A 24,046-nucleotide genomic window follows, 5' to 3' on the forward strand; every position below is an offset into this window, starting at 1 on the left:
TTGGGCAACTCGTCGCACCATTGGCGGGAAACCGCAAATGTCGCTTTGGTTGCCATGTCACCGCGCGATGCTATGGCAAGCCAACACTCGCACGCCATCCAGAGAAAACCGTGACCCCGCTCGACAAGATCCGCAATTTTTCGATTATCGCTCATATCGACCACGGTAAATCGACCCTGGCCGACCGGCTGATCCAGCTCACCGGCGGGCTGACCGCGCGCGAGATGTCCGAACAGGTCCTCGATAACATGGACATCGAGAAGGAGCGCGGCATCACGATCAAGGCGCAGACGGTGCGCCTGAGCTACACCGCGAACGACGGCGAAACCTATACGCTGAACCTGATGGACACGCCGGGCCATGTCGACTTCGCCTATGAAGTCTCGCGCAGCCTTGCCGCGTGCGAAGGCGCTTTGCTGGTGGTCGATGCGGCGCAGGGCGTCGAGGCGCAGACGCTGGCCAATGTCTATCAGTCGATCGAGCACGACCATGAGATCGTGCCGGTGATCAACAAGATCGATTTGCCCGCCGCCGACCCGGAAAAGGTCCGGGCCGAGATCGAGGAAGTGATCGGGCTCGACGCGTCGAACGCGGTGCTGACCAGCGCCAAATCGGGCATCGGCATCGCCGAAGTGCTCGAGGCGATCGTCACGCGCATCCCGCCGCCCAAGGGCGATGCCGATGCGCCGTTGAAGGCGATGCTCGTCGACAGCTGGTACGACCCGTATCTGGGCGTGGTCATCCTGGTGCGCGTGATGGCCGGCACCCTGAAAAAGGGCCAGCAGATCAAGTTCATGGCGACCGGTACGACGCACCTGGTCGACCGGGTCGGGTGTTTCCGGCCGAAGATCGAACAGCTCACCGACCTGGGCGTGGGCGAAATCGGCTTCATCACCGCGCAGATCAAGGAAGTCGCGCAGACGGCGGTCGGCGATACGATCACCGACGCCAAGCGCCCGGCGGCCGAAGCGCTGCCGGGGTTCAAGCTGGTCCAGCCGGTGGTGTTCTGCGGCCTGTTCCCGGTCGATGCGGCGGATTTCGAGAAGCTGCGGGAATCGATCGGCAAGCTGCGGCTCAACGACGCCAGCTTCACCTTCGAGATGGAATCGAGCGCGGCGCTGGGCTTCGGTTTCCGCTGCGGGTTCCTCGGGCTGCTGCATCTGGAGATCATCCAGGAGCGGCTGACGCGCGAATATGATCTCGACCTGATCACCACCGCACCGTCGGTGGTCTATCAGATCGAGCTGACGCATGGCGGCGGGCATATCGAGCTGCACAACCCGGCCGACATGCCCGACCCGAACAAGATCGCGACCATCGCCGAGCCGTGGATCGAGGCGGTGATCTATTGCCCCGACGAATATCTCGGCCCGATCCTGAAGCTGTGCCAGGACCGGCGCGGCATCCAGAAGAATTTGACCTATGTCGCGGGCCGCGCGCAGGTGACGTACGAATTGCCGCTGAACGAAGTGGTGTTCGATTTCTACGACCGGCTGAAGAGCATCAGCCGGGGCTATGCCAGTTTCGACTATCACCAGATCGGCTATCGCGAGGGCGATCTGGTCAAGATGGGCATCCTGGTCAATGGCGAGCCGGTCGATGCGCTGAGCATGATCGTGCATCGCGGCACCGCCGAAGCGCGCGGGCGCGGGATGTGCGAGCGGTTGAAGGATCTGATCCCGCGGCATCTGTTCAAGATCCCGATCCAGGCGGCGATCGGCGGCAAGGTGATCGCGCGTGAGACGATCGCGGCGATGCGCAAGGATGTGACCGCGAAATGCTATGGCGGCGACATCAGCCGCAAGAAGAAGCTGCTCGACAAGCAGAAAGAGGGCAAGAAGCGGATGCGGGAATATGGCTCGGTGAGCATTCCGCAAGAGGCGTTCATCGCCGCGCTGCGCATGGGGGATGATGCCTGAGCGGGCAGTGACGTTGCTCATTTGCTCCTCCCCGGCACGGGGAGGGGGATCTCCCCACGCGTGACGTTGCCGGCACGCCCCCTCCACCAGCTTCGCTGGTCCCCCTCCCCGTGCCGGGGAGGATTTATTGTCCGTCATCTCTGATGTCCTTGTACAGGCGGTCCCATTCCTCCTCCTCGCTTAACGGGCGCCGATGGGGCTGGGGGTCGGGCCAGTAGAGCGTGTCGCGCGGCATGACCGGTGCGGCGAAGGTGAGGGCGAGCGCGTCGGCGTCATCGGGCGAGGCGAGGCCGCGCGCCTTCATATGTTCCTTCTTCTCGAGCTGGATCTCGTCGTCCCTGGAATATCCATATTCGACGCCGGTGAGATCGGTCGCCAGCACATCCTCGTCCGGGATGGCCCCGTTGCCGAGCCAGTTGCGCATGCTGGTCCACATCTCGGCGCGCTTGTTGGCGGTCCTGACGCGCATGTCGCCGGCCCAGACGGCGTCCGCGCCCTTGCCGCCGAACCAGATGTCATGGACGTTCTCGACGCCCAATTGGCGCAGGCGATCGACCACCACCGCACCGATACTGCCGGCATCGACGAAGATGGCATCGGGGCGGTGGATCTGCGCGGCAAGCGCGACATCGCCGGCGAGCGTCATCGCATCGGTCTTAAACCAGCGCCGCCATGGTCGGCTGCGCGCGTCGCGGCCGCAGCGGATCGCCAGCGTCGAATGATCGTCGCCGAAGCGCGCGCAATCGAGCCCGAAGATGAGCGGGTCGGTCGGCAAATTGTGGAAATCACGCACGCGTGCCGCATCGACCAGGTCGCTGGCGATGAACTGCATCGAGGAGGCGGATGGGAACTGGCCACGCACACGAACCTTCACGATGTCGCTGTCAGCGCCGTAGGTCGCGACCAGTTCGTCGAGATAGGCCTTGTTGGTGCCCTCGACGGTGCGGCTGTCGATTTGCGCTGTGTTCCACAGATGACGGTGCGCGCCGAAGCATCCGCGGAAAGGCCCCGAATTGCTGGTCGGGTTGCCGAAGGCGAGGAAGATGATCTCGGTCTGCTCATCGGTCAGTGCGCCGAGTGCCACTTCCCACACTTTGGCCGGAATGCCGCTGGCTTCGTCGAACACCAGGATCAGGCGCTTGCCCTGATTGTGGAGACCGGCGAATGCCTCGGTATTGGTCAGGCTCCAGGTGACGAGATCGGCGCGCCAGCTTTTGTCATGGCCGGGACTGGTCGAGACGAGCGCGGTCGCACCGGTGCGGAACCAGTCGCGAGTGAGCGAGAGGTTGGACCACTTCGCCAGTTCGGGCGCGGTCTTGGTGAGCAGCTGATTCTCGGTATTGGCGGTGACGACGATGCGCGTGTCGACGCCGGTATCGAGGCCCCATTTGATCAGCATCGCGATGAGGGCGGACTTGCCGATGCCGTGGCCCGAGGCACGGGCGATGCGGCACGGGGTGTGGCGGGTTGTGGGGTTTTGAAGGTGTTCCCCGATCGCCTCCATGACCTCGCATTGCCAAGTGCGCGGGCCGGCGACGCCTTTCAGCGCGCCTTCGCCCCAGGGGTAGGCGAAGCGGGCGTGCTTGAGCGGGGCGTACCTGAATCTGCGCATATGGGCGCCGAGCACGGGCAACTTAATGGGGCCGGCGGCTCGCCTATTCTCGCGCATGACGCTGCAACATCTCGCGATACTCGGGTATTGCGTCGTCGCCGACCCGGTCCATTGCCTTGAGCAAGTCCGCGACGGACTCACGACCCTCCTCGGGCGGCGGCATGGGGCGAGCCCAGATTGCGGGACGGCGGGCGCGCAGCCATTGCAGCGCCGCGGCGGTATCAGCACGCACTTCGCGCTTGTAGCGCACGATCACCGCCTCCTCGGCGCCGGTCGGATGATAGACGCGGACCGCTTCCTCCTCATAACCGATCGCGCGCTCGTACAGCGCACGCTCGACGCGGTCGTCGGCCACCTCCTTGCCGAGCTTCGTCGCCTCGGCGAACTCCGGGTAAGCGGCACGCCAGCGGAAGATGGTGGTGCGCGAGACGCCAAACACGGCGGCGAGTTCGCGATCGGTCAGACCCTCGGCATAAAGCTCTTTTGCCTGACGGACATAAACGGGTTTGAAGGTTGAGGGGCGGGTTTCCATGCCTGGCGAGATAGCGGCGGTCGGATCGCGTTTGAATCGCGCCGCGCGATTAAAGGCGGAGGGAGATATGTCACACCGGATTGTGACATATCCTTGGCGGCGCCCGGCGGCGTTAAATCGAACCAACTATATGTTATATAAGATAATATAAGCTATATGCACTTGCTCAGCAAGCTTCCGTGACACGCCACACGCTTATGAATTCAGGGGTTGTTGCACGTGGACTGCACCCCTTGAGCGAGACACGGTAATTGAGTGACACGGTATCCGAGGAGGTAGCGTGTCGGAACGAACGAACCGAGTGTTCACAACAGAGTTCAAGGAGCGGGCGGTACAGCGGCTGTTGGAATCAATCCACTAGGGCTTCACAGGCGTTATGTAGTACTCCACCTTGGTCCGGTCCTGGTAGGGGTCGCTGTCGTCGGCATCGCCGCGGATGATCTTTACCTCGTAGCCCTCACGCAGGCCCCAAAGCTGGGTATCTGATTGCTCCGTGATCGGGTTGAGGCCCGGCTTGTGGAACGCCGCCACGTCGGCGAATGGAGCGGACGTGAACCCCTTCGCGGTGGCGTCCCTGATACGTCCCGAGCTGTCGGTATCCAGATTCACATCGGTGAGCGCCATCCCTGGCGGTGGCGACAGCATGGCCGCCAGCGGCGCGGGCAGGGTCTTGGCCCCGTTCTTGTCCTCGATGCGGTAATGCTGTCCGCCGTAGGCGTTGGGCGCGCCCCTCGCCGCAGCGTCGGATTCCATCCAGCCCGTCACCCACGCCGTGGCCAACAATATAGGTGCGGCGATCGCGATGACGAACATCAAGAACCTGCGGCGGGCCGGCGTATTGAAAAACGGCAATGCGATAAATTCCATTAGCGGCATCCTTCAGGGCCTCACCCCGGACGATGGGAGGCAAGGGAAAACGCACGGCGTAGGGAAACGCTCCTGTTAACGCCAGCTTCTATCCAACGCCGCCCCAACAAGCCGTCCGGCAGCTTACCATCGAGGCTGTGTGAAAACGGCATAATATGCTATGGTTTTGGGCGTCATCGGGAGGCGTCGGATGGGTCGTTTCATCGCAGGTTGTGACCGTCGGCAGCAGCTTTTGCTGCCCGAATGCGTGGATGATTATGTGTCAGCCGATGCGCCGGTTCGCGTGGTTGATGTGTTCGTCGATGAGCTTGATCTGGCGGCGCTGGGGTTTGGCGATGCAGCTGCCACGGGGCGGCCGGGCTATCACCCCGCGACGATGCTCAAGCTGTATATTTACGGCTATCTCAACCAGGTTCAGTCGAGCCGCAGGCTGGAACGCGAGGCAGGTCGCAACGTCGAGGTGATGTGGCTGACGGGCAAACTCGCGCCAGATTTTAAGACCATCGCCGATTTCCGCCGTGATCATGGTGCGGGCCATTCAGGCGGCGTGCCGGCGGTTCGTGCTGCTGTGCCGCGACCTGGGGCTTATCGCGGGCGGCACAGTGGCGGTGGATGGCAGCCGCATGCGGGCGGTGAACGCACGTGACCGCAACTTTACGCCGGCCACGATCCGGCGGCGGATGGAGCAGGTGGACGCCAGCATCGAACGCTATCTGGGCATGCTCGACACCGCCGACCGGCTGGAAGGCGGGATTACGGTGACACGCGCAACAACCCCTTATTGCTCGGGCCATCGCCGGGCCGGCGAATAAAGAGGTTATTGCACGTCACCTAGCAGATGCCCGACGCCAGACGGAATAGGCGATCGTGCCGCTGCCCGAGGCACTCGCCGGCACCGCGTAGCGCAACAAGCCGTCCTTGAACGTGTAGTCGCGCACCTGCGTCTTGCCCTGCCAGTTCGGGAAAGATGCCGCGCGCACGGTGAAGCTTAACCGATGTTTCGCGGGATCAATGGTCACAGTGCCGAAATGTGTGCTCGAGCCAATCACGGCGCTGCGATATTCATCGGGCGTTCCACGCGCCTTGTCGCCGCTGGCGAAAGCGGGTCGATCGACCTTGAAAATCTGAATGTTGTAACGCCCCGCCGCGTCCACGCTGAACAGGCCTTCGGGGTGTTCGCCATAGTTGGTCGTGCGGCTGCCATCGGGATGGATCTCATAGGCGGCGACCATCACCCAGGTGCCCCGCAGCGATGTGAGCTCCCGCCCTTGCGCCACCGCCGGCACTGTCAACGCCAGTCCGATCGCGCCGATTGCGAAATGCCATGTTTTCATTACTGCACCCCTTGCTATGTAACCAGCTAAATAGGTTACATTGTATTGCGACCGGGAGAGCAACCTGTCAATGAGGTTACATGGAAAAAGCACAGCGGCGCGCCGGCCTGGCAGAAGAACGGGATGGGTTCCGCTTCCGTGGCGGTCACACCGCGATCGACTTGACGGCGACGCTGGCGGGGCGGTTGCGCGCCGCGCCGCGCGAACTGCTGGAGATGCCGGCCGATCTGGCCCGCTGGTTGGTGGCCGCGGATCTTGCCGCGACGCTGCCCGAAGCCGGCGGCGACGATCTGGCGGACGCGCACCGGTTGCGAGAGGCGATCTATGCGCTTGCCAAGGCGCGGCTGCCGGGGGGAACCGACGCCGCCGCCGCCCGCGATGTGCTGAACGAGATTGCCGGCGCCCCGTCGGCGATTCCGCGTCTTTCCGGCGATGGCATTGTTCAGTTGATCGGAACGGCGGGGGCGCTTCTTGTGAGCCTTGCGCGCGATGCGGTGCACCTGTTCGGCGGAGAGGCGGCCGATCGCATCCGCCAGTGTCAGTCGCCAACCTGCACGTTGTTTTTCATCGATACATCGAGAGCGGCGGACCGGCGCTGGTGCTCGATGTCAGGCTGCGGGAACAAGGCCAAGGTCGCCGAATTCCGCCGCCGAAAACACCAGGGGCATCTGCCCGCCTGAACAGACAATTACGGTGGCACGGGCAATAACCCCTTTATTTGTGCAGCCTCCGGCAATAGCTCGAAGGATAAGGGGTTATTGCCCGTGGCACCGATCGACCCCGATTACCGATTACCGATTACCGATCCCCGCCGGCGCCTGGGAGCGGCTGGCGTTCCGCGATCAGGCGGCGGACATGGGCGACGTCCGGAATGCCGATCATGTCGAAGCGTTCGGTCGTGCGGTCGCCTTCGCTGTCGAGCGTACTGTGTGTCTGGATGCGCAGCGTGCCATAGCCATCCTTGCGCTCGATCGACTGGATCGGGCCGATGCGATCGATGAAGACGCTGGTCACCCGAGTTCGACGGCCGAGTTCGATGCGGATGATGCGTCGGTCGCTTACCGCATAGGCCGTATTTCTGGATCGCGCGATCGCCAGCACGGGCTTGGCGAGCATGGCAAAGCCGATCAGCACAAACGGCAGGCCGAACAGCGGCATGACGATGCCGAAGCCCAGGCGCAGCGCATCGTTCATGTCGCCCCCGCCGACCCAGGGGAGGAACGCCAGCGTCTCCCATCCGAGCGCAAAGACCGTCCAGGGGATCGCGCCGATCCAGATCAGGAAACCGGCAGCATAAGCGCCCGGCCGGGGCTGCTTCCACCACATAAGGCGTTCGCCGGCAATCAGCTCTCGCTCGATCTCACGATGCAGCGATGCGTGCTTATCCGCGGGCAGCCTCATCGTGCGAAGATGCGGCAATCGCATTTCGATCCGGTTAAATCGGTTGCGCGCACCATATCTGTTTTGGCTGGCGGCGGCATTACCGTGACACGTTCAACAACCCCATTTTTGTGCAGCGTCTGGCAGTGCGTCGAAAGATAAGGGGTTATTGCACGTGTCACCGAATCGAATCAGGAATCTAAGGATACGATGGGCATTGAAGCGAGCAAAGCCGACTACCGGCTTATCGTCAACGCGAGGATATATGGCGGCATATTCTGGGCCGTAATGGCGCTCGGCATCGCTTGGATTCTAAGCTGGTGGCTTGCCCCTCAAATCTCTGACATCTTGCAGATGGCGCTGTCTCTCCCGACCGTGGCTTATTTCATAATCTACTTCGCGGGCCTGTTACGCCGACGCCGCCCAACACGAGAGCCGGGAACGTTCTAGGTCGAACACGTATATCGGTCCCGAAAGTAAGGCGTCATCGTGATACACCCACCGAATCCCCCTGAATCGCCCGGACAGGCGCCGGTCGTCGATGGTCAAGCGGGCTCCCGGAACTTCAGGGCAGCTGGTCACCGTTCATATCGGCGGGCCGGGCTTTGGCGATCAACCTCGCGGCTTCGCTGACCGACAAGGCTGGGAAAGCCAGAACGACCGACGTCTCGATCTGCCGCTCCGGTACGTTCCAATAAGCGGCCAGGAGGGGCGCAATCGCATCGTGCGGCACGGGTTGGAAGCCGTGCCGCCGGTAGAAGCGGATGGCCCAGTCCGCCGCTGCCCATGTACCGATCAATATGGGGTGGTTATCGGCACCGCGGAGGTGATCGATCAGTTTTGAGCCGACCCCATGTCCCTGCCATTCGGGCAGGACATAGGCGTGGCGGATCAGGCGGACGTTGCGGGCTTGTTGAATTCCCATGACACCGACCAGCGTGCCGCCCGAACCATAGCCGGTGAAGCGCACGCCCGCCGCCATCTCAGCCCGGAGTTCCTCCGCCGGCATGTACGGGTGATGCCAGCGGTCCGTGGGGATAACGCCCCGATATGCTATGGCAGCGGCGTTGATGATCCGCAGAATGTCCGGCGCATCCGCTTCGCCGCATTGTCGGATGGACAGCAGGGCCGTGCTCGATTGTTCGCCATGGTCATGCTGTTTCACTGGCCGCCTCCATCTATCGTGATGATGGTGGTAGAGGCGCGTCGCCAGCCGATCTTGAACGAAATTGCAGCCGGTCAGCGCATCGCGACGGCATAGGCGCCGGGTGTCAGGCCGTAGCGGCGCGTAAACGACCGGTGGAAATGGCTCTGATCCGCAAATCCCGCCGCGTTGGCGGCGTCGGCCAACGCGGCACCATTGCGGATCATCGAGCGCGCGATGTCGAGACGGCGCTGAACCACATAGGCGTGCGGCGTCAGACCGGTGAGACGGGCAAAGCCGCGCAATGTCTGGAAGCGGCCGGCGCCGGTCTCCAAAGCGAGTTCGCTCAATGGGTGATGACCAGCCGGATCGTCGTCGATCCTCGCTTTGGCGTGGGACAATGACGGCTGCGCGATGGATCGCGGGGCTTTCGCATCACGCAGCAATCCCGCGATCAGCAGCATCAGCCGCTCCTCAACCGAATCCCTGTCGCCACCGGTGAGACCGGCATAGGCGGCGGCAAAGCGATCGGCGGCACGATGGTTCCGCACCACCGGATCGGTGAACTCCATGTCTCCCCGATTATTCCCGCGGATATCGGATATGATGGCCATGACCCTATCGGGGGCAAGGTACAGCATCGCCCATGCCCGACTTTCCCCAATCGGAGTGCCGTCATGAACTTCGCCGGGGTTCACCGTGATGAGATCGCCGGCAGCGGCTTCGACGGTTCCCCGTCCACTCCATGATCGCTGGGCGCCGGCCAACATGACCCCAATCCCGTATTCGTCATGTGTATGACGCGCAAAGCTGTGGGTCGAGCGCGCCTCGACGGCGGTGGCGCATCCATCCCCGACGCGCCGAATGGCGAATGAGCCTTGCATAATGCCACGATGCGCGACCCTGCGGCCAAAGCAAGGGTCTATCGCGATTTCGGGCGTGACATGGGGTAATCGCGGGGAGGAGCCGCTCTTGATGTGCGATCGAAAGCGCATGCTGGCCGTTACTGCCGGAGGCTTTCATCGCCGGGCTGCGGATGGCGACGACGGCTGAGCCTAGCTGCGGCGGGTTTCGACCAATCGCTGTTCCTCGGGCGTAAGGCCAAACATCGCACTGGTCAGTTGGTGCAACTGTTCCTCGTCGTCGTGGATCACGCTGCCCAGTGTGGCGAGTTTGTCGCCGATAGCGATGATTTGTTCTTCGATTGCGGGTTCGGCTGACGTTGCGACACGCCGGAGGCGATCGATAAGGCGCTTTGCGTCGTCCTTTCCGCGTGGCTGGAAGTCGAGCGTGACGTTTCGCCACTGCGCGGCGACGAGCGCAGATTCCGATGCGGAGACAAAAACACGCGCCGCCGGCTGTTCGTCGATCAGCAAAGCGAGCTTGCCGTCGGCGAGCTGGATCGCCAGTTCCGAATCGAGGCGGATCATGCCGTCGATGCGGGCGAGCGCAGCCTCCTCGTCGGCCTTGCGCTGATCGTCTACCCAACGCTTGCGTTCGGACGAGGGTAGGCTGACCGGACCGGTCTGTTCGATTACCGGAACGGGGCGCACATCGGGAAGCAGGCGTTCGAGCGGCCAGAGCGCGCGTGCCGTGGTCGCAAGCCGTTCATCGAGCCGGGTCCGCAGATCGACCCGCTGGGTATGTCGTTGCTGCATGCCCTTGGCCAAGGCGGACAGCGCCGCGCGGCTGGTGCGGTCGGCATGGGGTATCGGCAGCGGCGCGATGAACTGTTTGTTGGCTTCGAAATAGCCATTGTCCTTTGGCTTGCCGAGCCATTTGAAGATGTAGTTGGATACCGGCGCATTGAGCATGCCGAGCAGGAACCAACCATTGTCGCCGCGGGGCAGAATGCCATTCACTCGGACATTGTTGATAAAGAATTGGCCGCTGTCGTCAAAAGCGAGCCGGAGGTCCGGCACGAGTTGCGCGACAAGCAATTTGGGTAATTGCTGTTTATCGAGGTTCTGGTTGCGACCCATCCGATACCAGGCAGCATCATCAAACTTCTTGCCTTCACGCGCGCGAAGTTCCGGCTCGAATTGGCGAAGATATTTCCAGGCCTTGGGAAATTGCGCCGTCATCTCCGTCGCGGTCAACAACCGGGGCCCGCCGGCATCGACGTTGTAGGGAAAAAGCAGATAGGTACCGGTGCGCGGCTCAATAAAGCGCTTTGCCTCCGCTCCCGAGATTAGCGGCTTCATGATCGCGTCTTCGATCTCGACCACGACCGGCGCGAGTTTTTTGCCGCGTTCGCGCGGCGTGTAACTGTAGCGGTTCCGGCCGAGGCGTTGCAGGTGAAAGATGTGATCGGCGCTCGTGATGATTCCTTGAAAGATTGCCTTCACATTTTCCGGCTGATCGAGCCGAAGTGCGTCGCGCCCCAGCCGCTCGATCATCCGCCGGACCGGCGCGGGCGCGATCAGCCACGGCGCGAGGGGCAGTTGGATATCGTCATACGGCAAACGATAGTCGGGATCATGCCAATCGACGCGGCTGATATCGCCGTCGCCGGCAAAGGCGAGCTGGACGGCATCGACCGGGGCCTTGGAGAAGATCTGGATCGCAGTGTAGACGGTCGCTTCCTCGAACACCTGGAAGGAGCGGAAGTCGAGCCATTTCTCCAGATTGCGCCCAGCATGGACAAGGGCACGCAAGCCAGCACCATATTCCAGCGTCGGCCAGAGATTAGGCGCAATATAACCCATCCGCCCACCGGCGTTGAGGAGGGTCAGGCCCTTTTCGATGAACGGCAGATAGAGATCGAAATTGCCGGTGCCGGTCGAGACATAGGGAGCTTCCCCGCTTGATCCGGAGACGAGCCAGGCGGCCATGTCGGCATTGACCTGCTTGAAATTCTGCAGCTTCACATAAGGCGGGTTGCCGATCACCGCGTCGAAGCTACCGGGCGCGAAATCACCATCCCATTCGAAGGTGTTGATCCGATCGCGTTCCTCGGCATCGAGGATATTCCGCTTATTGTAAAAACGCTGGTCGACCAAGCTGTTGCCGCAGCGGATTGTGCCATCAAGGCCGGACAGCGGCGTGTTAGGCATGGCAGTATGCAGCCATAGCGACAGCTTAGTGATCTCCACCGAGGCGGGGTTGATATCGACCCCGAACAGATTGCCGGCGAGGATCATTTTCGTGATTGCGGCTTCGTCCGGGGCCTTGGCGATCGCGCCGGCAGAGCTGGCCGCAGAGACGGTGGCGGCAAATTCACGCTCAAGATGTTTCAAAGCAACGATCAGGAAAGCGCCAGATCCGCAAGCCGGATCGAGAATGCGAATTCCCTGCAACCGTTTCCAATAAGCTGCCGCTGCCTTTCTCGACGGTAAGCCGAGGTCGGGCCAACCGGCTTCGGCCTTCCAGCGCAGGAATAAGGGGTCGATCGTTTCTTCGATGATTCGTCGAACCGCCCATTCGGGCGTATAGTAAACTCCGTCGCGCTTGCGCTTTGTAACGTCGGTCAGCGAGGTCCGATCCTCGGCATCCGCCTCCAGTTTTTCGAGTTCGACGATGGATTGCTCAAAGATATGGCCAAGCGTGTAGAGGCCGATGCTGTTCTTCGCATCGCCTTCGCGGGCAAAATTGTAGGTTGCGGACAGGAAGTACAGCGTCTGTTTATGTTCGGACAGACTCGCATCATTCCGGCCTTGCCCTCGCTGAACGAAGATGTGGTTAGGCAGGCTGAGGCCATCGATTGCCGCATCGGTTGCGAATAGCCCGCCATTGAATTGATGGATGGTATGCGCGCCGAGCGCGCCGCCGTCATTCATGCTGCGGAAGATCTGGATTAGCCTGCGCCAGACCTCATCGCCATTCGGCTCGAGGAAGCTATCTTCCGAAAAACGCTTCAGTTGCGCCTGAAGCTCGCCGGCCGGAAAACCAACGCGCCCGCCCATATCCTCGGCGAATATGACGAAGATAAGCCGGTCGAGCAGCTTCTGAGCCAAACGGACCGTTGCTCCCCGGGTCATTCCGACTGGTCGCTGCAGCAGCATGTGATGGATCAGCACCTCTCGATAGGTGCGGTAATGGGCGTAGAAATCGCCCTCCAGTTTCTGTTCGGCCTTGCCCTGTTTCTCGATCAGTCGTTCGAGCCGGGTGCGGCCGGCATCGCTCAGAAGCATGTCCGGCTGAAAGAGCCGCCAGAACAGGAAACGATCGAATCGCGCTTCGGCATCGTCGCCAAGCAGGGTCACCTGATTGAACAGGTCGCCGCCGGTGACCTTGAAGCGCAGATAGCGATCCGGAAAGTGATCCCACCAGTAGAGGCGGAATTCGTTCATATCGGTGACGATGGCGAAACGCGGCTGAACCGCTTCGTTGCCGAACAGTCCGCGCCTGGCGTTCCATAGATAATCGCGTGCCTGATAGACTGGGGAGCGGGTGTTACCCTTGCGATTCTGTGGCGCGTCGAGTGCCGACTGAACGTCCTTGAACTCGCACACGATCTGCGGGATCAGCGACCCGCCGCCCGTGCCGAAATTGCCGAGAGCGAGGTCCGCCTCGCCGCGATTGCCGGTCTGACCTGCGCCCGCGATGCTGAATTTGGGATGCAGGTGGAAACCGTCCGTGCCCGTGCCGTCCTCGCGATAGCCCCATGTTTCAACGAAGAAGCGCTGAATGAAGGATGCCTCGGCCTGGGTTTCACGCTTGATTTCGCGGCCTACCCACTGGGATAGCCGCGCCTTCAGCGCCGCGTCTTTGCCGGCTGCATCGTAATCCTGAAACTCGTAATGGAGCTCGCCCTTGAGAAACTCCCGGTCCAGCAAAGGCTTAAAACGATCAGGTGTCATCGCGAAGCGTTGTGGCGCAGTCCGACGCGGAATGCCATCGGCGCATGGTAATTTGTCCACAGATTTTCGCTCCACCACTTGCAGCGGAGCGTGGACGGGATATTGTGTCCTTGCGCCGATATCTCGGCGTCGGCAGAGCCATTGGAATCGAACGGGATGAGCGACGATCAGTTCGGTTTTGGATTCGAGGGCCGCGACCGCGCCAACCATACCGAGCCCAACCCGGTGGACGTGCGCGAGGACGCGCGCGCTATCCTGAATAGCGCGCGTCAGGTGTCGGTGGCGCAACCATGGGATGCCGCCACCCTGTCCTATAACCGGCTGATCTTTCCACATCTGGTGAGTTGGTTGCCTGCCGATGAGGCGGAACAACTCTGTTTCGAATTTGCGCGGCAGGTCGAGCGGATCGAGCAACTGCTCGCGGCCTGAGCGCCTGGTTGCTCATGGCCAGCATACGCTCAGTTCTCGACCACCCGGAATCCGCGCAGCGCCCATTGCTGTTTCGACAGGCAGGTCCGGCGTTCAAGCGTCGCGTTGATCACCGCTTCGCTCTTGGCATGGGGCGCAAGGCAGATCCTGCGCGGGCCGGAGATATTGCTTTCGGTCGAGACGATCACGCGCGTCTTGCCGCCATCGCCGGCGCGCTGAGCGATTGCCGTGCCTGGCAGGATCAGGCCCGCCGCAGCGGCAAGAGCGAGTGAAGCGTTGATGGTGAACATGAGCATCTCCCTGGTGCGAATCGCGCGCCGTTGGTCGGCGCGCCGCAAGGCAGCAAGTGCATTAGTCGTGCCATACACTCGAATGGCGTGATTTCAGCAACTTAGGTCGACGTCGTTTATCGACGACTTGTCCGGTCACACCAACAGGTCGCCGATTGTGCCAGCTTTTGGTCGCGTTTGACCCGATCGTCGCGCCTTGTTCTCCACGGTCGCAAAAGAACAATGGTGCTTCGACAGGCTCTGCACGAACCAGGATAGGGAGTGATGCGCAACTAAGCTGCTGACGGCTCGGCCGGATCGGATTAGGCCATGACGATCGATCGTGGTGATGATGATCGAGATGGCAAGGGGCCGAGCATGGCGCGGATGATGTTGTGGCTGATGATGGTGATCGCGGGTGTTGCGATGCCCGCTTCGGCAACGGTGACCCCGGCCGAGCCATTGGTGCTGGCGGCGGCGAGCCTGCAGGAATCGCTTAGCGCCGCCGCCGATGCATGGGCGCGAAAAGGACATCCCAGGCCGGTGGTGTCGTTCGCGGCGTCATCCGCGCTGGCGCGGCAGGTGCTGGCGGGCGCGCCGGCCGATTTGTTCATCTCGGCCGATCAGGAATGGATGGACGCGCTGGCGAAGAAGGGGCTGATTGTGCCCGGGACGCGGGCGTCGTTCCTCGGCAACCGGCTGGTGCTGGTCGTGGCGGCGAGCAATGCGGTGGCGGTGGATATGCGCAGCGGCCGGCGGATCGTCGCGGCGATCGGGGCGGGGCGGCTGGCGATGGCGGATCCGGCTTCGGTGCCGGCGGGGCGTTATGGTCAGGCGGCGCTGACCCGGCTCGGCGCGTGGCCCGTGCTGGCGCCGAAGCTGGTGCGCGCGGAGAATGTCCGCGCCGCGTTGCTGCTGGTCGAACGCGGGGCGGCGCCGTTCGGGATCGTCTATGCGACCGATGCGCGGGCATCGACCAAGGTGCGCGTGGCGGGGGTGTTCCCGGCGGGGAGCCATCCGGCGATCACTTATCCGTTGGCGCGGCTGAAGGCATCGACGAACCCGGAGGCGGAGGGGTTTCGGCGGTTTCTCATTTCGCGTGAGGGCAAGGCGATTTTTGCTAAGTACGGGTTTCTGGCGCGTTGATGTCTATCCAATCATCCGGAAGTTCCTCCCCGGAACGGGGAGGGGGACCGTGAGCCGAAGGCGAATGGTGGAGGGAGCTCTCCACAGGCGGAGCATTGCTTGGCACGCCCCCTCCGTCGCGCTTCGCGCACCACCTCCCCGTGCCGGGGAGGAATGGAAGGTATGCTGACCGCTGACGAATGGTCGATCGTCGCCTTGTCGCTGCAGGTCGGCGGCGTTGCGATGCTGGCGACGTTGCCGATCGCCTTTGCGCTTGCCTGGGTGCTGGCGCGCCTGTCGTTTCCGGGGAAGATCATCCTCGATGGGTTGATCCACCTACCATTGGTGGTGCCGCCGGTGGTGACCGGCTGGCTGCTGTTGCTCGCTTTCGCGCCGGGCGGGCCGATCGGTGGCTGGCTGGAAAGCTGGTTCGGCGTGTCGGTGCTGTTTCGCTGGACCGGTGCGGCGATCGCGGCGGGGGTGATGGCGATGCCGTTGATGGTCCGTGCGATGCGGCTGTCGATCGAGGCGGTCGACCGGCGGCTGGAGGGGGCGGCGCGGACGCTGGGCGCGGGGCGTTGGCGGGTGTTCCGGACGATTACCTTGCCGCTGTCGGTGCCAGGCATTCTGGCCGGCGCGGTGCTTGGCTTTGCCCGCTCGATCGGCGAATTCGGCGCGACGATCACTTTTGTGTCCAATGTGCCGGGACAGACGCAGACCTTGCCGCTGGCGATCTATGCCGCGCTCCAGCAGCCGGATGGCGATGCGATGGTGCTGCGCCTGTCGGCGATCTCGGTCGCATTGTCGCTGGCCGCGCTGATCGCGTCGGAACTGTTAGCGCGGCGAGCGGGCAGGGGGCTGCATGTCCTTTGAGATCGACGTCGCCAGGCGGCTCGGCGACACCGACATCGCGCTGAGCCTGGCGGCGGAGCAGGGCCTGACGGTGTTGTTCGGCCCCTCGGGCGTCGGCAAGACCAGCATCCTCAACATGGTCGCCGGCCTGCTGCGGCCCGATCGGGGCACGATCCGCGTCGATGGCGAGACGTTGTTCGATGCCGCTACGGGGGTCGATGTGGCGCCCGAACGGCGCCGTGCCGGCTATGTGTTTCAGGAGGCGCGGCTGTTCCCGCATCTGAAGGTGCGGGCGAACCTGCTTTACGGCGCGGGGGATGCGGTGCTCGACCTGGGCGGTATCGGGTTCCTGGGCATCGATCGCCTGCTCGACCGCTGGCCGCGGACCTTGTCGGGGGGCGAGGCACGCCGCGTCGCGATCGGCCGGGCGTTGCTTAGTCGGCCACGCTTCCTGCTGCTCGACGAGCCGCTTTCCTCACTCGATCGCGCGCGGCGTGAGGAGATCATGCTGGCGATCGAACATATCCGCGATGTGCTCCGGCTGCCGATCCTGCTCGTCACGCATGATGCGGGTGAAGCGGAGCGGCTGGGTACGCGTATCGTCGTGATGTAACGCTGATCTCCGCTTCCCCGGCCTTTGCCGGGGAAGGGCTTCGAGGCGTGGCTGGCTGGTCTCAGGCGGTCAGTTCGACGCTGCCTTTCAGTCCGCCGACCGATGATGTGCCGACCCAGATATCGAAGCTGCCGGGCTCGCTGATCCATTTGCCGTCGGCCCAGAATTGCAGGTCGGCCGCCGTCAGTTCGAAGCGAACCTGCCTGATCCCGCCCGGTGCTAGCGTGACGCGTTCGAACCGCTTGAGCTCGCGCACCGGGCGGGTGCGGCTGGCGACGCGGTCGTGGATGTAGAGCTGGACGACTTCGGTGCCCGACAGCTTGCCGCTGTTGGTGAGCGTCGCGGAGACCGCGAGCGTGCCGCTCGCCGAAACGGTGGGGGGCAGTTGCAGGGCCGACAGCGTGAAGCTGGTATAGCTCAGGCCGTGACCGAACGGATACAGCGCCTCGTTGATGGTCTCGCGATAGCGCGCCTTATATTCCTCGTTCGGCGTACCACTGGCGGGGCGACCGGTGGTCTTGTGGTCGTAGAAATAGGGTTCCTGGCCGCTTTCGCGCGGGAAGCTCACGGGCAGCTTGGCCGATGGATTGACCGTGCCGAACAGCATGTCGGCCACCGCATTGCCCATCTCGCTGCCGAGGAACCAGGTCGCGACGATCGCCGGCGCATCCTTGACCGCGCCCGACAGCGCCAGTGCGCGGCCATGGCGGAGCAGGATGATCAGCGGCTTGCCGGTGGCCGCGACGGCCTCGACCAGCGCCTGTTGGGCGGGCGGCACGACGATCGCGACGCGCGACTGCGCCTCGCCCGACATCGCCTGAGTCTCGCCGATCGCGAGCAGCACCACGTCCGCCGCGCGCGCCGCCGCGACCGCCGCGTCGATGCCGCCGGGCAGGGGCGCTTCGACATCGCAGCCCTTGATCACCTCGAGCATCTTGGGATCGGCGAGCCTGGCGCGGATGCCGGTCGCCAGATCGACGCCGATCGTCTTGTCGGCCATGAATGCCCAGGCGCCGGCGACATTGTCGCGGTCATCGCCGAACGGGCCGATCAGCGCGATCCGGCCCGGATTGGCCTTGAGCGGCAGCAAATCGCCATCGTTGCGGAGCAGCACGATCGAGCGCGCGCCGGCTTCGCGCGACAGCTTGCGCAAGGCGGGGCTGGCGATCTGCGTGCGTTCGGCCTTCGCGTTCATCGAGCGATAGGGATTGTCGAACAGGCCGATCGCGTCCTTCAACTGCAGCACGCGCCGCACCGAGGCATCGACCGCCGCGACCGGCACTTCGCCCGCCTCGACCAAAGCGGGCAAATGTAGATTGTACAGGTTGCTCGACATGCTCATGTCGACGCCGGCGAGGAACGCCTTTTTCGCGGCGTCGCGGCCATCGGCGGCATAACCGTGCGCGATCAGTTCCTCGTCCGCGGTCCAGTCCGACACGACCAGCCCCTTGAACGCCCATTCGCCGCGCAGCAGATCGGTCAGCAGCCAGCGATTGGCGGTCGAGGGCACGCCGTTGATGTCATTGAAAGCCGACATGGTGGTCAGCGCGCCCGCCGCGAAGCTCGACTGGAAAGGCGGGAGGTGGATTTCGCGCAAGGCCTCGATCGAGATATCGACGCTGTTGTAATCCATGCCCGCCGCGACCGCGCCATAGGCCGCGAAATGCTTGGGGCAGGCAATCATGCGCGTCGGATCGCGCAAATCCTTGCCCTGGAAACCGCGTACGCGAGCCGCCGCCATCGCCTGGCCGAGACACGTGTCCTCACCCGAGCCTTCCGCGACGCGGCCCCAGCGCTGGTCGCGCGCGACATCGACCATCGGCGCGAAGGTCCAGTGGATGCCGGTCGCGGTGGATTCGAGCGCGGCGCCGCGCGCGGTGCGCTCGGCGAGGTTGGGATCGAACGATCCGGCCTCGGCCAGCGGGATCGGGAAAATGGTGCGCAGGCCGTGAATGACATCGGCGGCGAAAATCAGCGGGATGCCGAGCCGGGTTTCCTCCAGCGCCATGCGCTGCATGGTTCGCGCGCCGGCGACGCCGGTACCGTTGAACAACATGCCGAACTTGCCCGCGCGAAGATCGGCAAGCTGGGCCGCGCTATTGCCCGAGGCGGCGCCGGGATTGAACACGATGCCGGGCGCGCGCAGCAGGTCGCTGAAGCAGCTGAGCTGTCCCGCCTTCTCGGCCAGCGTCATGCGCCCGATCAGGCTTTCGATCCGGTCCGATTGGGCAAGCGCGACACGCGGCGCGAGCCAGAGGCCGGCGACCATGGCGCCGGATCGAAGAAGCGCGCGACGGGAAAGCTGCATGGGACAATATCCTGGGGAGGGGCGTCATCCTTAACCGGTCCACCATGCCGCGAAAACCGTCAAACTGCTGCCGCCCGGCATCCCGCCATCAGCGGGGATACGGTCGACAAAAAAATCCCGCGGTCCCCAATCCAGCTTGCGCTTCTTCGCGCGGCTTGCCAGAACTGCGCCTCGGGGGGAGCTATATGACGGGGGCGTCAGCTATTTTATCGTGCCTGGCGGTTGGGTTGGCAATATTGCCACCCATCGCTGATGCACAATCGGTCGATGTGACGCCGGCCGTCGTCACCGCGACGGAAGCGGACTCGACCCCGGCGGCCGAAGGTTTCGTCCGCATTCCCGCCAACACGCCGGTCAATTTCGAGATCGTCGCGGTGTTGAGCTCGAAAACCAGCAAGATCGATGAGATGTTCGCGATCAGAATGCTCGATCCGGTGACGGTCGATGGCAGGGTCGTGCTTCCGGCGGGCACACTCGGTCAGGGGCAAGTGGTCCATGCCGCAAAGGCGACGGGTTTGGGCAAGGCGGGCGAACTGATCCTTGCCGCACGATACCTGGAATGCGGCGCCACGAAGGTTACGCTGCGCGGGCTCAAGCTTGGCGGTACGGGGCAAGACAAAACCGGCACGTTGATGGCCGCGACGATCGCCGTGGGCGTCATCGCGACTCCGTTGATGTTCTTGAAAGGCGGGGAAACGATTATACCGGCCGGGACATTTGCCCATGCCCGGTTGAGCAAGTCAGTGGATATCCAGGTGTCGCCAACACCGCAATGCGCCGGTTCGGGACCGATGGTGGTTCCATCGGCAGAGGCCGGCCCGATGACGGTTCCCGCGTCCGCAGAACCTAAGCCGATGGTCGTACCGGCTCCCGTTGCCGCATCACCAGCACTGGCTATCGTGCCGGCATCCGTTTCAAGCCAAGAGAGGAAGTCTGAATGAAGAAGAATGTTGCATCGCTGATTCTCGCCGCCGCGATCACCGGGATGGCAGTTCCCGCCATCGCGCAAGACGGAGCGGCTGCGGCGACCGCTGCGATTGCCACCAAATCCGGCGCGATCGGTACGCCCGCTGCCGGCAAGGGTATGATCGTGTTCTACCGTCCAGGATCGCTGATGGGCGCGGCACTCGGTTGCACCGTCCGTGAAGGAGAGGCGGCGGCCGAACAGCAGATCGCGCGGCTCGGCTCGGGCAAATATTGGGTTCATATGGCCGAGCCAGGCAAGCACGCTTATCGCACCGAGGGGGAGAAGACAGACGTCCTCAATCTAGAGATCGAGCCCGATGAGACCTATTTCGTGAAGTGCAAGATCGGCATGGGCATCATGGCCGGGCGCGCCAACATCTCGCCATCAGATCAGGCTGAATTCGGCAAGAAAGCCAAGGGCCTGAAGCTCTGGGAGCCGAAAGCGGACAAGGACGACGGGGGCAAGGGCGACAAGAAATAAAGGACCGCCGCATTGGCGGTCGATGGCCAAGGGGCCGCTGCCCGGATGATCCGAGCAGCGGCCATTTTTTTGTTTGACGCAGATCAACCAGAAAGCGGCACCTCCAGCAGCGCTGATGCCGCCACTGGATTTTTTCACGCGCCATGTCCGTATTCGGACGGTTGCTGTTCGTTTGCGGACAAGTGATGGCCGAAGTCTGGTACGGATTGCGAATATTTGGCGTCTGTTCGACCATTTATCCAAGGGTCATCGCGCTAAGTCTTTGATTTTACGAAAATCCCGTGATTGGCATGAGTAATGCACTAACACAGGGGCAGGCCGGATGGACCTGCGCAATGTGTATAGTAGTCCAGGAGAAATTTCATGACCGATCGTTCGATTCTCAGCCGCAGCGTCGCCGCCTTCGCTGGGCTCGCTCTGGTTGCTGTCGCCACGCCAAGCTTCGCGACGTCTGCCGGCAGCCCCAAGACTGCGCCCGAAGCGACCCCAGAAATGTCCAGGGCGGACGCCAAGTCCGACAAGCGCATTTGCATCGACGTGAGCGCAACCGGTGCAAACCAGATTACCGGATCGATGTTGTCGAAGCGCCAGTGCCGGACGGCCGAGCAATGGGCCGCACGGGGTGTCAAGCTTCCGGCGCGGTGACCCTGTTCCGGGCAAGGCGGCGGCTCGCATCCCGAAGAGGATGAACTGGCCGCCGCAGCGACCGGCGCAATATCGTCAGCGGCAAGAACAACCGCCGTCCGGGCTTTCCGGGCGGCGATTGTTCTTGGTTCGCAGGTCGGCCGCGATCAGAAGCTGAATTTCGCCGAGCCGCCGATGATCCGCGGTTCGTTGACCATCGCGGTGAGGTTGTTGAAGTCGATCGCGCTGACCGCACGGATCTGGTTGGTGATGTTGCGGGCGAACGCCGCGACTTCGATACCGTTCGACATCCTGTAACCGACGCGCAGGCCGCCTTCGAGTGACGATTTTCCGCGGAACTCCCTGGCGGTGTAGAGGAAGTAATTGATCTCGCTGCGATAGGCCCAGTCGGTGAAGGCGAAGATCTCGCTGCCATCGGCAAGCGGGATGCCGTAGCGCGCGGTCCAGTTGGCGATCCAGCGCGGGGCCTGAGGGAGGTCGTTGCCGTTGAGGATCGCGCGGCCCGCGCCGTTGAGCGCATTGGTGACCGTGCAGCCGCCGCCGCACACCGCGACCGACTGAACGGGATCACGCATTTCGGTGAAATTGTAGCTGAGGCCGGCGGTCAGGATAAGCGGATCGATCGGACGGGCGTTCAATTCCGCCTCGAGGCCGTAGCCGACCGCTTTGTCGATCGTCAGCAGCTGCGCCGAATTATTGGCACCGCCCACCGCCGTGACCTGGAAATCCTTGGTGCGGAAATAATAGCCGGTCAGGTCGAAACGGATGCGGTCGGCGAGTTGTGTCTTGATGCCGGCCTCGCCCGAGATGGTCGTCTGCTTGGGCGCGGTGGTCGGAAAGTCGCCGAAATTGACCCGGTCCGAAATTGCCGGTCCGAGATAACCGGTGGCGAAGCGGGCATACACGCTGACCTTATCGTCAATCTTGTAATTGGCGCTGGCATCCCATGAGATGTTATCGTCTTTTACCTTAGTCGTGATCGGCAGCGGCTTGCCCGGGAAGCTGGCAAGGCCGCTCACCAGATCGGTCTTGTTGTCCTTGGAATAACGCACCCCGGCACGCAGCGTCAGGGCGTCGGTCGCGGCATATTCGGCCGAAGCGAACAACCCGAAATTCTCGTTCTCGTTGTCGTGCAGCACGTTCTGCGTGCGCGTGCCGGCACCATCATAGGCGACCTCGTTATAGGTCAGGTTCTGATGGAAATAATATGCGCCGATCTGTCCGCGCAGGCCGTTGAAATCTTCGGTTTCGAAACGCAGCTCCTGGCTGAATTCCTTCGGCTTGGTGGTGCCGCCGGTGTTGACCGGGAAAGCGCCGACATTGATCGTGCCGAGCGTGCAGCCGGGAATGAAGCTGTAGCAGCTGCCGCCGTCGATATCGCCGGTGCTCTGCACCTTAACCTTTTCGAACGCGGTGATCGAGTGCAGCGTGCCGGCGCCGCCGAATTTATAACCGAGCTTCAGATTGGCGCCGACAGCGTTCAGCGTCTGGCTGGTCAGGCCGTCGAGCGAGATGCGTTCGATGTCGAAACCGGTGTTGAAATCATTGCTGCCGGGACGGAACGCGCCCGCGCGGAACGAGCGTGGCGACGCGTCGAGGTCGCGCGCATGGATGTTGAGCAGGAAGGAGAAATCGCTGTCGTCATAACCGATCTGAAGGCGGCCGGCGAGGTCGCGATATCCTTCGAGCTTGCGATCCGCGAGCGCCGGGGACGCGGTGTTGGTGACCCAGTCATCGCGTCGCTGGAGCAAGCCGGACACGCGGAACTTGAAGCCGCCGCCGATCGGGCCACCGACCGCAGCCTCCGCGTTGACGCTGTTATAGGTCGCCCATGACGCGCTGGCATAACCGTTGAAGGTATCGCTGGGAGCGGCCGAGTTGAGCTTGACCACGCCGGCCGGCGTGTTGCGGCCGAACAGCGTGCCTTGCGGGCCACGCAGTACTTCGACGCTGGCGAGATCGAATACCGGGAACGATTTGAGCATCGGGTTTTCGAGCGCGACATCGTCATAGACGACCGATACCGGCTGCGCCGAGGTCGGGTCGAAATCGGTGTTGCCGAGGCCGCGGATATAGAAGCGCGGGAAGGTGCGGCCGAACGAGGATTCGATCAGCAGGCTGGGGGTGCGGCCCGACAGGAAGCGGATGTCGAGGCCACTCGAATTGAGCACGTCGAGCTTTTCGGCGGAGATGACGGACACCGCGATCGGCACGTCCTTGCTCGATTCAGCGCGGCGTGAAGCGGTGACGATGATATCCAGGCCGTCCGCAGTTACCGGCGCCGCTTCTTCCTGCGCCGCTTCTTGCTGCATGGCCGGTGCCGGGTCGGCGGCATGAGCGGCCGCGGGCAGCGCAAGCGCGACGGCAAGCAGCGAGAGGGCTGTCGAAAGGCGATAGCGCGACGAGCGATGCGCGGAACTGGATTTCATGGATATCCCCCGTTTGATTACCGGCATCCGTCCTGTGGCGACTCCGTGTGTCCCGGAGTTCGAGTCGTTTCGTAATGAGTCTGTAACGTTGAGCAAGCGAACGGGGGGAATGGTGCCTCGATCGGTTCGGATTTGGCCGGGGCTGTTGCATTTCTGACGCTGTTGGTCCGGATATCGGACCTTCGTTATTGCGCGGCGGACGCGTCAAGCTCCTCCGCGGCACGGGGAGGGGAACCGCGCGCTCCTTCAGCGCGTGGTGGAGCGACTATCTGGATTGTCAAACTGCATGCGCGAGGTGCGCGCGCGTTTCGCGTGCCTTTGCGTTGAGCCTGACGAGGA

The 24,046-nt window shown here is 63.0% G+C and carries 20 protein-coding genes and 1 pseudogene; 10 read left to right on the top strand and 11 right to left on the bottom strand.

Annotated elements, in window-relative coordinates; translation table 11 throughout:
- The first annotated feature begins 110 nt into the window (after window positions 1–110).
- A complete protein-coding gene (gene lepA / locus ACVWZA_RS20880) occupies window positions 111–1,919 on the top strand; it encodes a translation elongation factor 4 (protein WP_457313368.1) in 1,809 nt (602 codons plus the stop codon).
- A 124-nt stretch (window positions 1,920–2,043) separates the two neighbouring features.
- Here the strand turns inward: lepA and ACVWZA_RS20885 are convergent, their stop codons facing one another.
- From ACVWZA_RS20885 to ACVWZA_RS20895, 3 genes are all read right to left on the bottom strand, one after another.
- The gene (locus tag ACVWZA_RS20885) at window positions 2,044–3,531 is read right to left on the bottom strand and encodes a terminase (protein ID WP_457313369.1); all 1,488 of its coding nucleotides are present in this window, start codon (window positions 3,529–3,531) and stop codon (window positions 2,044–2,046) included.
- A 43-nt stretch (window positions 3,532–3,574) separates the two neighbouring features.
- On the bottom strand, window positions 3,575–4,063 hold the full coding sequence (locus tag ACVWZA_RS20890; protein WP_457313370.1) for a helix-turn-helix domain-containing protein: 489 nt from the start codon (window positions 4,061–4,063) through the stop codon (window positions 3,575–3,577).
- 357 nt (window positions 4,064–4,420) lie between these two features.
- The gene (locus tag ACVWZA_RS20895) at window positions 4,421–4,930 is read right to left on the bottom strand and encodes a hypothetical protein (protein ID WP_457313371.1); all 510 of its coding nucleotides are present in this window, start codon (window positions 4,928–4,930) and stop codon (window positions 4,421–4,423) included.
- A gap of 190 nt (window positions 4,931–5,120) precedes the next feature.
- On the opposite strand from ACVWZA_RS20895, the pseudogene ACVWZA_RS20900 reads away from it, so the two are divergent.
- Window positions 5,121–5,697 (top strand): annotated as a pseudogene (locus tag ACVWZA_RS20900) (transposase); the annotation flags it as partial.
- Window positions 5,698–5,757: 60 nt separating this feature from the next.
- Here ACVWZA_RS20900 and ACVWZA_RS20905 read toward each other — a convergent pair.
- On the bottom strand, window positions 5,758–6,264 hold the full coding sequence (locus ACVWZA_RS20905) for a lipocalin-like domain-containing protein (protein WP_457313372.1): 507 nt from the start codon (window positions 6,262–6,264) through the stop codon (window positions 5,758–5,760).
- 80 nt (window positions 6,265–6,344) lie between these two features.
- Between ACVWZA_RS20905 and ACVWZA_RS20910 the strand changes: the two genes are divergently transcribed.
- Window positions 6,345–6,944, top strand: a complete 600-nt coding sequence (locus ACVWZA_RS20910) for a CGNR zinc finger domain-containing protein (protein WP_457313373.1) — start codon at window positions 6,345–6,347, stop codon at window positions 6,942–6,944.
- Window positions 6,945–7,062: 118 nt separating this feature from the next.
- Here the strand turns inward: ACVWZA_RS20910 and ACVWZA_RS20915 are convergent, their stop codons facing one another.
- The 4 genes from ACVWZA_RS20915 to ACVWZA_RS20930 form a co-directional block, all read right to left on the bottom strand.
- Window positions 7,063–7,665: a PH domain-containing protein gene (locus tag ACVWZA_RS20915; protein ID WP_457313374.1), complete on the bottom strand. Its 603-nt coding sequence runs from the start codon at window positions 7,663–7,665 to the stop codon at window positions 7,063–7,065.
- A 544-nt stretch (window positions 7,666–8,209) separates the two neighbouring features.
- Window positions 8,210–8,809, bottom strand: coding sequence for an N-acetyltransferase family protein (locus tag ACVWZA_RS20920; RefSeq protein ID WP_457313375.1), 600 nt, complete (start codon window positions 8,807–8,809; stop codon window positions 8,210–8,212).
- Between the two features lie 74 nt (window positions 8,810–8,883).
- The gene (locus ACVWZA_RS20925) at window positions 8,884–9,783 is read right to left on the bottom strand and encodes an AraC family ligand binding domain-containing protein (protein WP_457313376.1); all 900 of its coding nucleotides are present in this window, start codon (window positions 9,781–9,783) and stop codon (window positions 8,884–8,886) included.
- Window positions 9,784–9,843: 60 nt separating this feature from the next.
- Window positions 9,844–13,590: an Eco57I restriction-modification methylase domain-containing protein gene (locus ACVWZA_RS20930; RefSeq protein WP_457313377.1), complete on the bottom strand. Its 3,747-nt coding sequence runs from the start codon at window positions 13,588–13,590 to the stop codon at window positions 9,844–9,846.
- 156 nt (window positions 13,591–13,746) lie between these two features.
- On the opposite strand from ACVWZA_RS20930, the gene ACVWZA_RS20935 reads away from it, so the two are divergent.
- Window positions 13,747–14,019, top strand: a complete 273-nt coding sequence (locus tag ACVWZA_RS20935) for a hypothetical protein (protein WP_457313378.1) — start codon at window positions 13,747–13,749, stop codon at window positions 14,017–14,019.
- 29 nt (window positions 14,020–14,048) lie between these two features.
- Here the strand turns inward: ACVWZA_RS20935 and ACVWZA_RS20940 are convergent, their stop codons facing one another.
- Window positions 14,049–14,309, bottom strand: a complete 261-nt coding sequence (locus tag ACVWZA_RS20940) for a hypothetical protein (RefSeq protein ID WP_457313379.1) — start codon at window positions 14,307–14,309, stop codon at window positions 14,049–14,051.
- Window positions 14,310–14,666: 357 nt separating this feature from the next.
- Between ACVWZA_RS20940 and modA the strand changes: the two genes are divergently transcribed.
- From modA to ACVWZA_RS20955, 3 genes are all read left to right on the top strand, one after another.
- Window positions 14,667–15,434, top strand: coding sequence for a molybdate ABC transporter substrate-binding protein (gene modA, locus ACVWZA_RS20945; RefSeq protein ID WP_457313388.1), 768 nt, complete (start codon window positions 14,667–14,669; stop codon window positions 15,432–15,434).
- Between the two features lie 162 nt (window positions 15,435–15,596).
- Window positions 15,597–16,286 (top strand): molybdate ABC transporter permease subunit, encoded by a 690-nt coding sequence (gene modB, locus ACVWZA_RS20950; protein ID WP_457313380.1) that lies wholly within the window; start codon window positions 15,597–15,599, stop codon window positions 16,284–16,286.
- Window positions 16,276–16,878, top strand: a complete 603-nt coding sequence (locus ACVWZA_RS20955) for an ATP-binding cassette domain-containing protein (protein ID WP_457313381.1) — start codon at window positions 16,276–16,278, stop codon at window positions 16,876–16,878. The genes modB and ACVWZA_RS20955 overlap by 11 nt, the downstream gene beginning before the upstream one ends.
- A gap of 61 nt (window positions 16,879–16,939) precedes the next feature.
- Here the strand turns inward: ACVWZA_RS20955 and ACVWZA_RS20960 are convergent, their stop codons facing one another.
- Window positions 16,940–19,186: a glycoside hydrolase family 3 N-terminal domain-containing protein gene (locus ACVWZA_RS20960; protein ID WP_457313382.1), complete on the bottom strand. Its 2,247-nt coding sequence runs from the start codon at window positions 19,184–19,186 to the stop codon at window positions 16,940–16,942.
- Window positions 19,187–19,230: 44 nt separating this feature from the next.
- Here ACVWZA_RS20960 and ACVWZA_RS20965 point away from each other — a divergent pair, with 44 nt between their 5' ends.
- The 3 genes from ACVWZA_RS20965 to ACVWZA_RS20975 all read left to right on the top strand — a co-directional run bounded on the left by ACVWZA_RS20965 (window position 19,231) and on the right by ACVWZA_RS20975 (window position 21,278).
- Entirely contained in the window at window positions 19,231–20,127 is an 897-nt protein-coding gene (locus tag ACVWZA_RS20965) for a hypothetical protein (protein WP_457313383.1), read from the top strand.
- Entirely contained in the window at window positions 20,124–20,633 is a 510-nt protein-coding gene (locus tag ACVWZA_RS20970; protein ID WP_457313384.1) for a hypothetical protein, read from the top strand. The genes ACVWZA_RS20965 and ACVWZA_RS20970 overlap by 4 nt, the downstream gene beginning before the upstream one ends.
- A 363-nt stretch (window positions 20,634–20,996) precedes the next feature.
- On the top strand, window positions 20,997–21,278 hold the full coding sequence (locus ACVWZA_RS20975; protein ID WP_457313385.1) for a hypothetical protein: 282 nt from the start codon (window positions 20,997–20,999) through the stop codon (window positions 21,276–21,278).
- A 146-nt stretch (window positions 21,279–21,424) separates the two neighbouring features.
- Here the strand turns inward: ACVWZA_RS20975 and ACVWZA_RS20980 are convergent, their stop codons facing one another.
- Window positions 21,425–23,707 (bottom strand): TonB-dependent receptor, encoded by a 2,283-nt coding sequence (locus tag ACVWZA_RS20980; RefSeq protein WP_457313386.1) that lies wholly within the window; start codon window positions 23,705–23,707, stop codon window positions 21,425–21,427.
- Between the last annotated feature and the right edge of the window lie 339 nt (window positions 23,708–24,046).

The sequence above is a fragment of the Sphingomonas sp. UYAg733 genome, assembly GCF_054057355.1.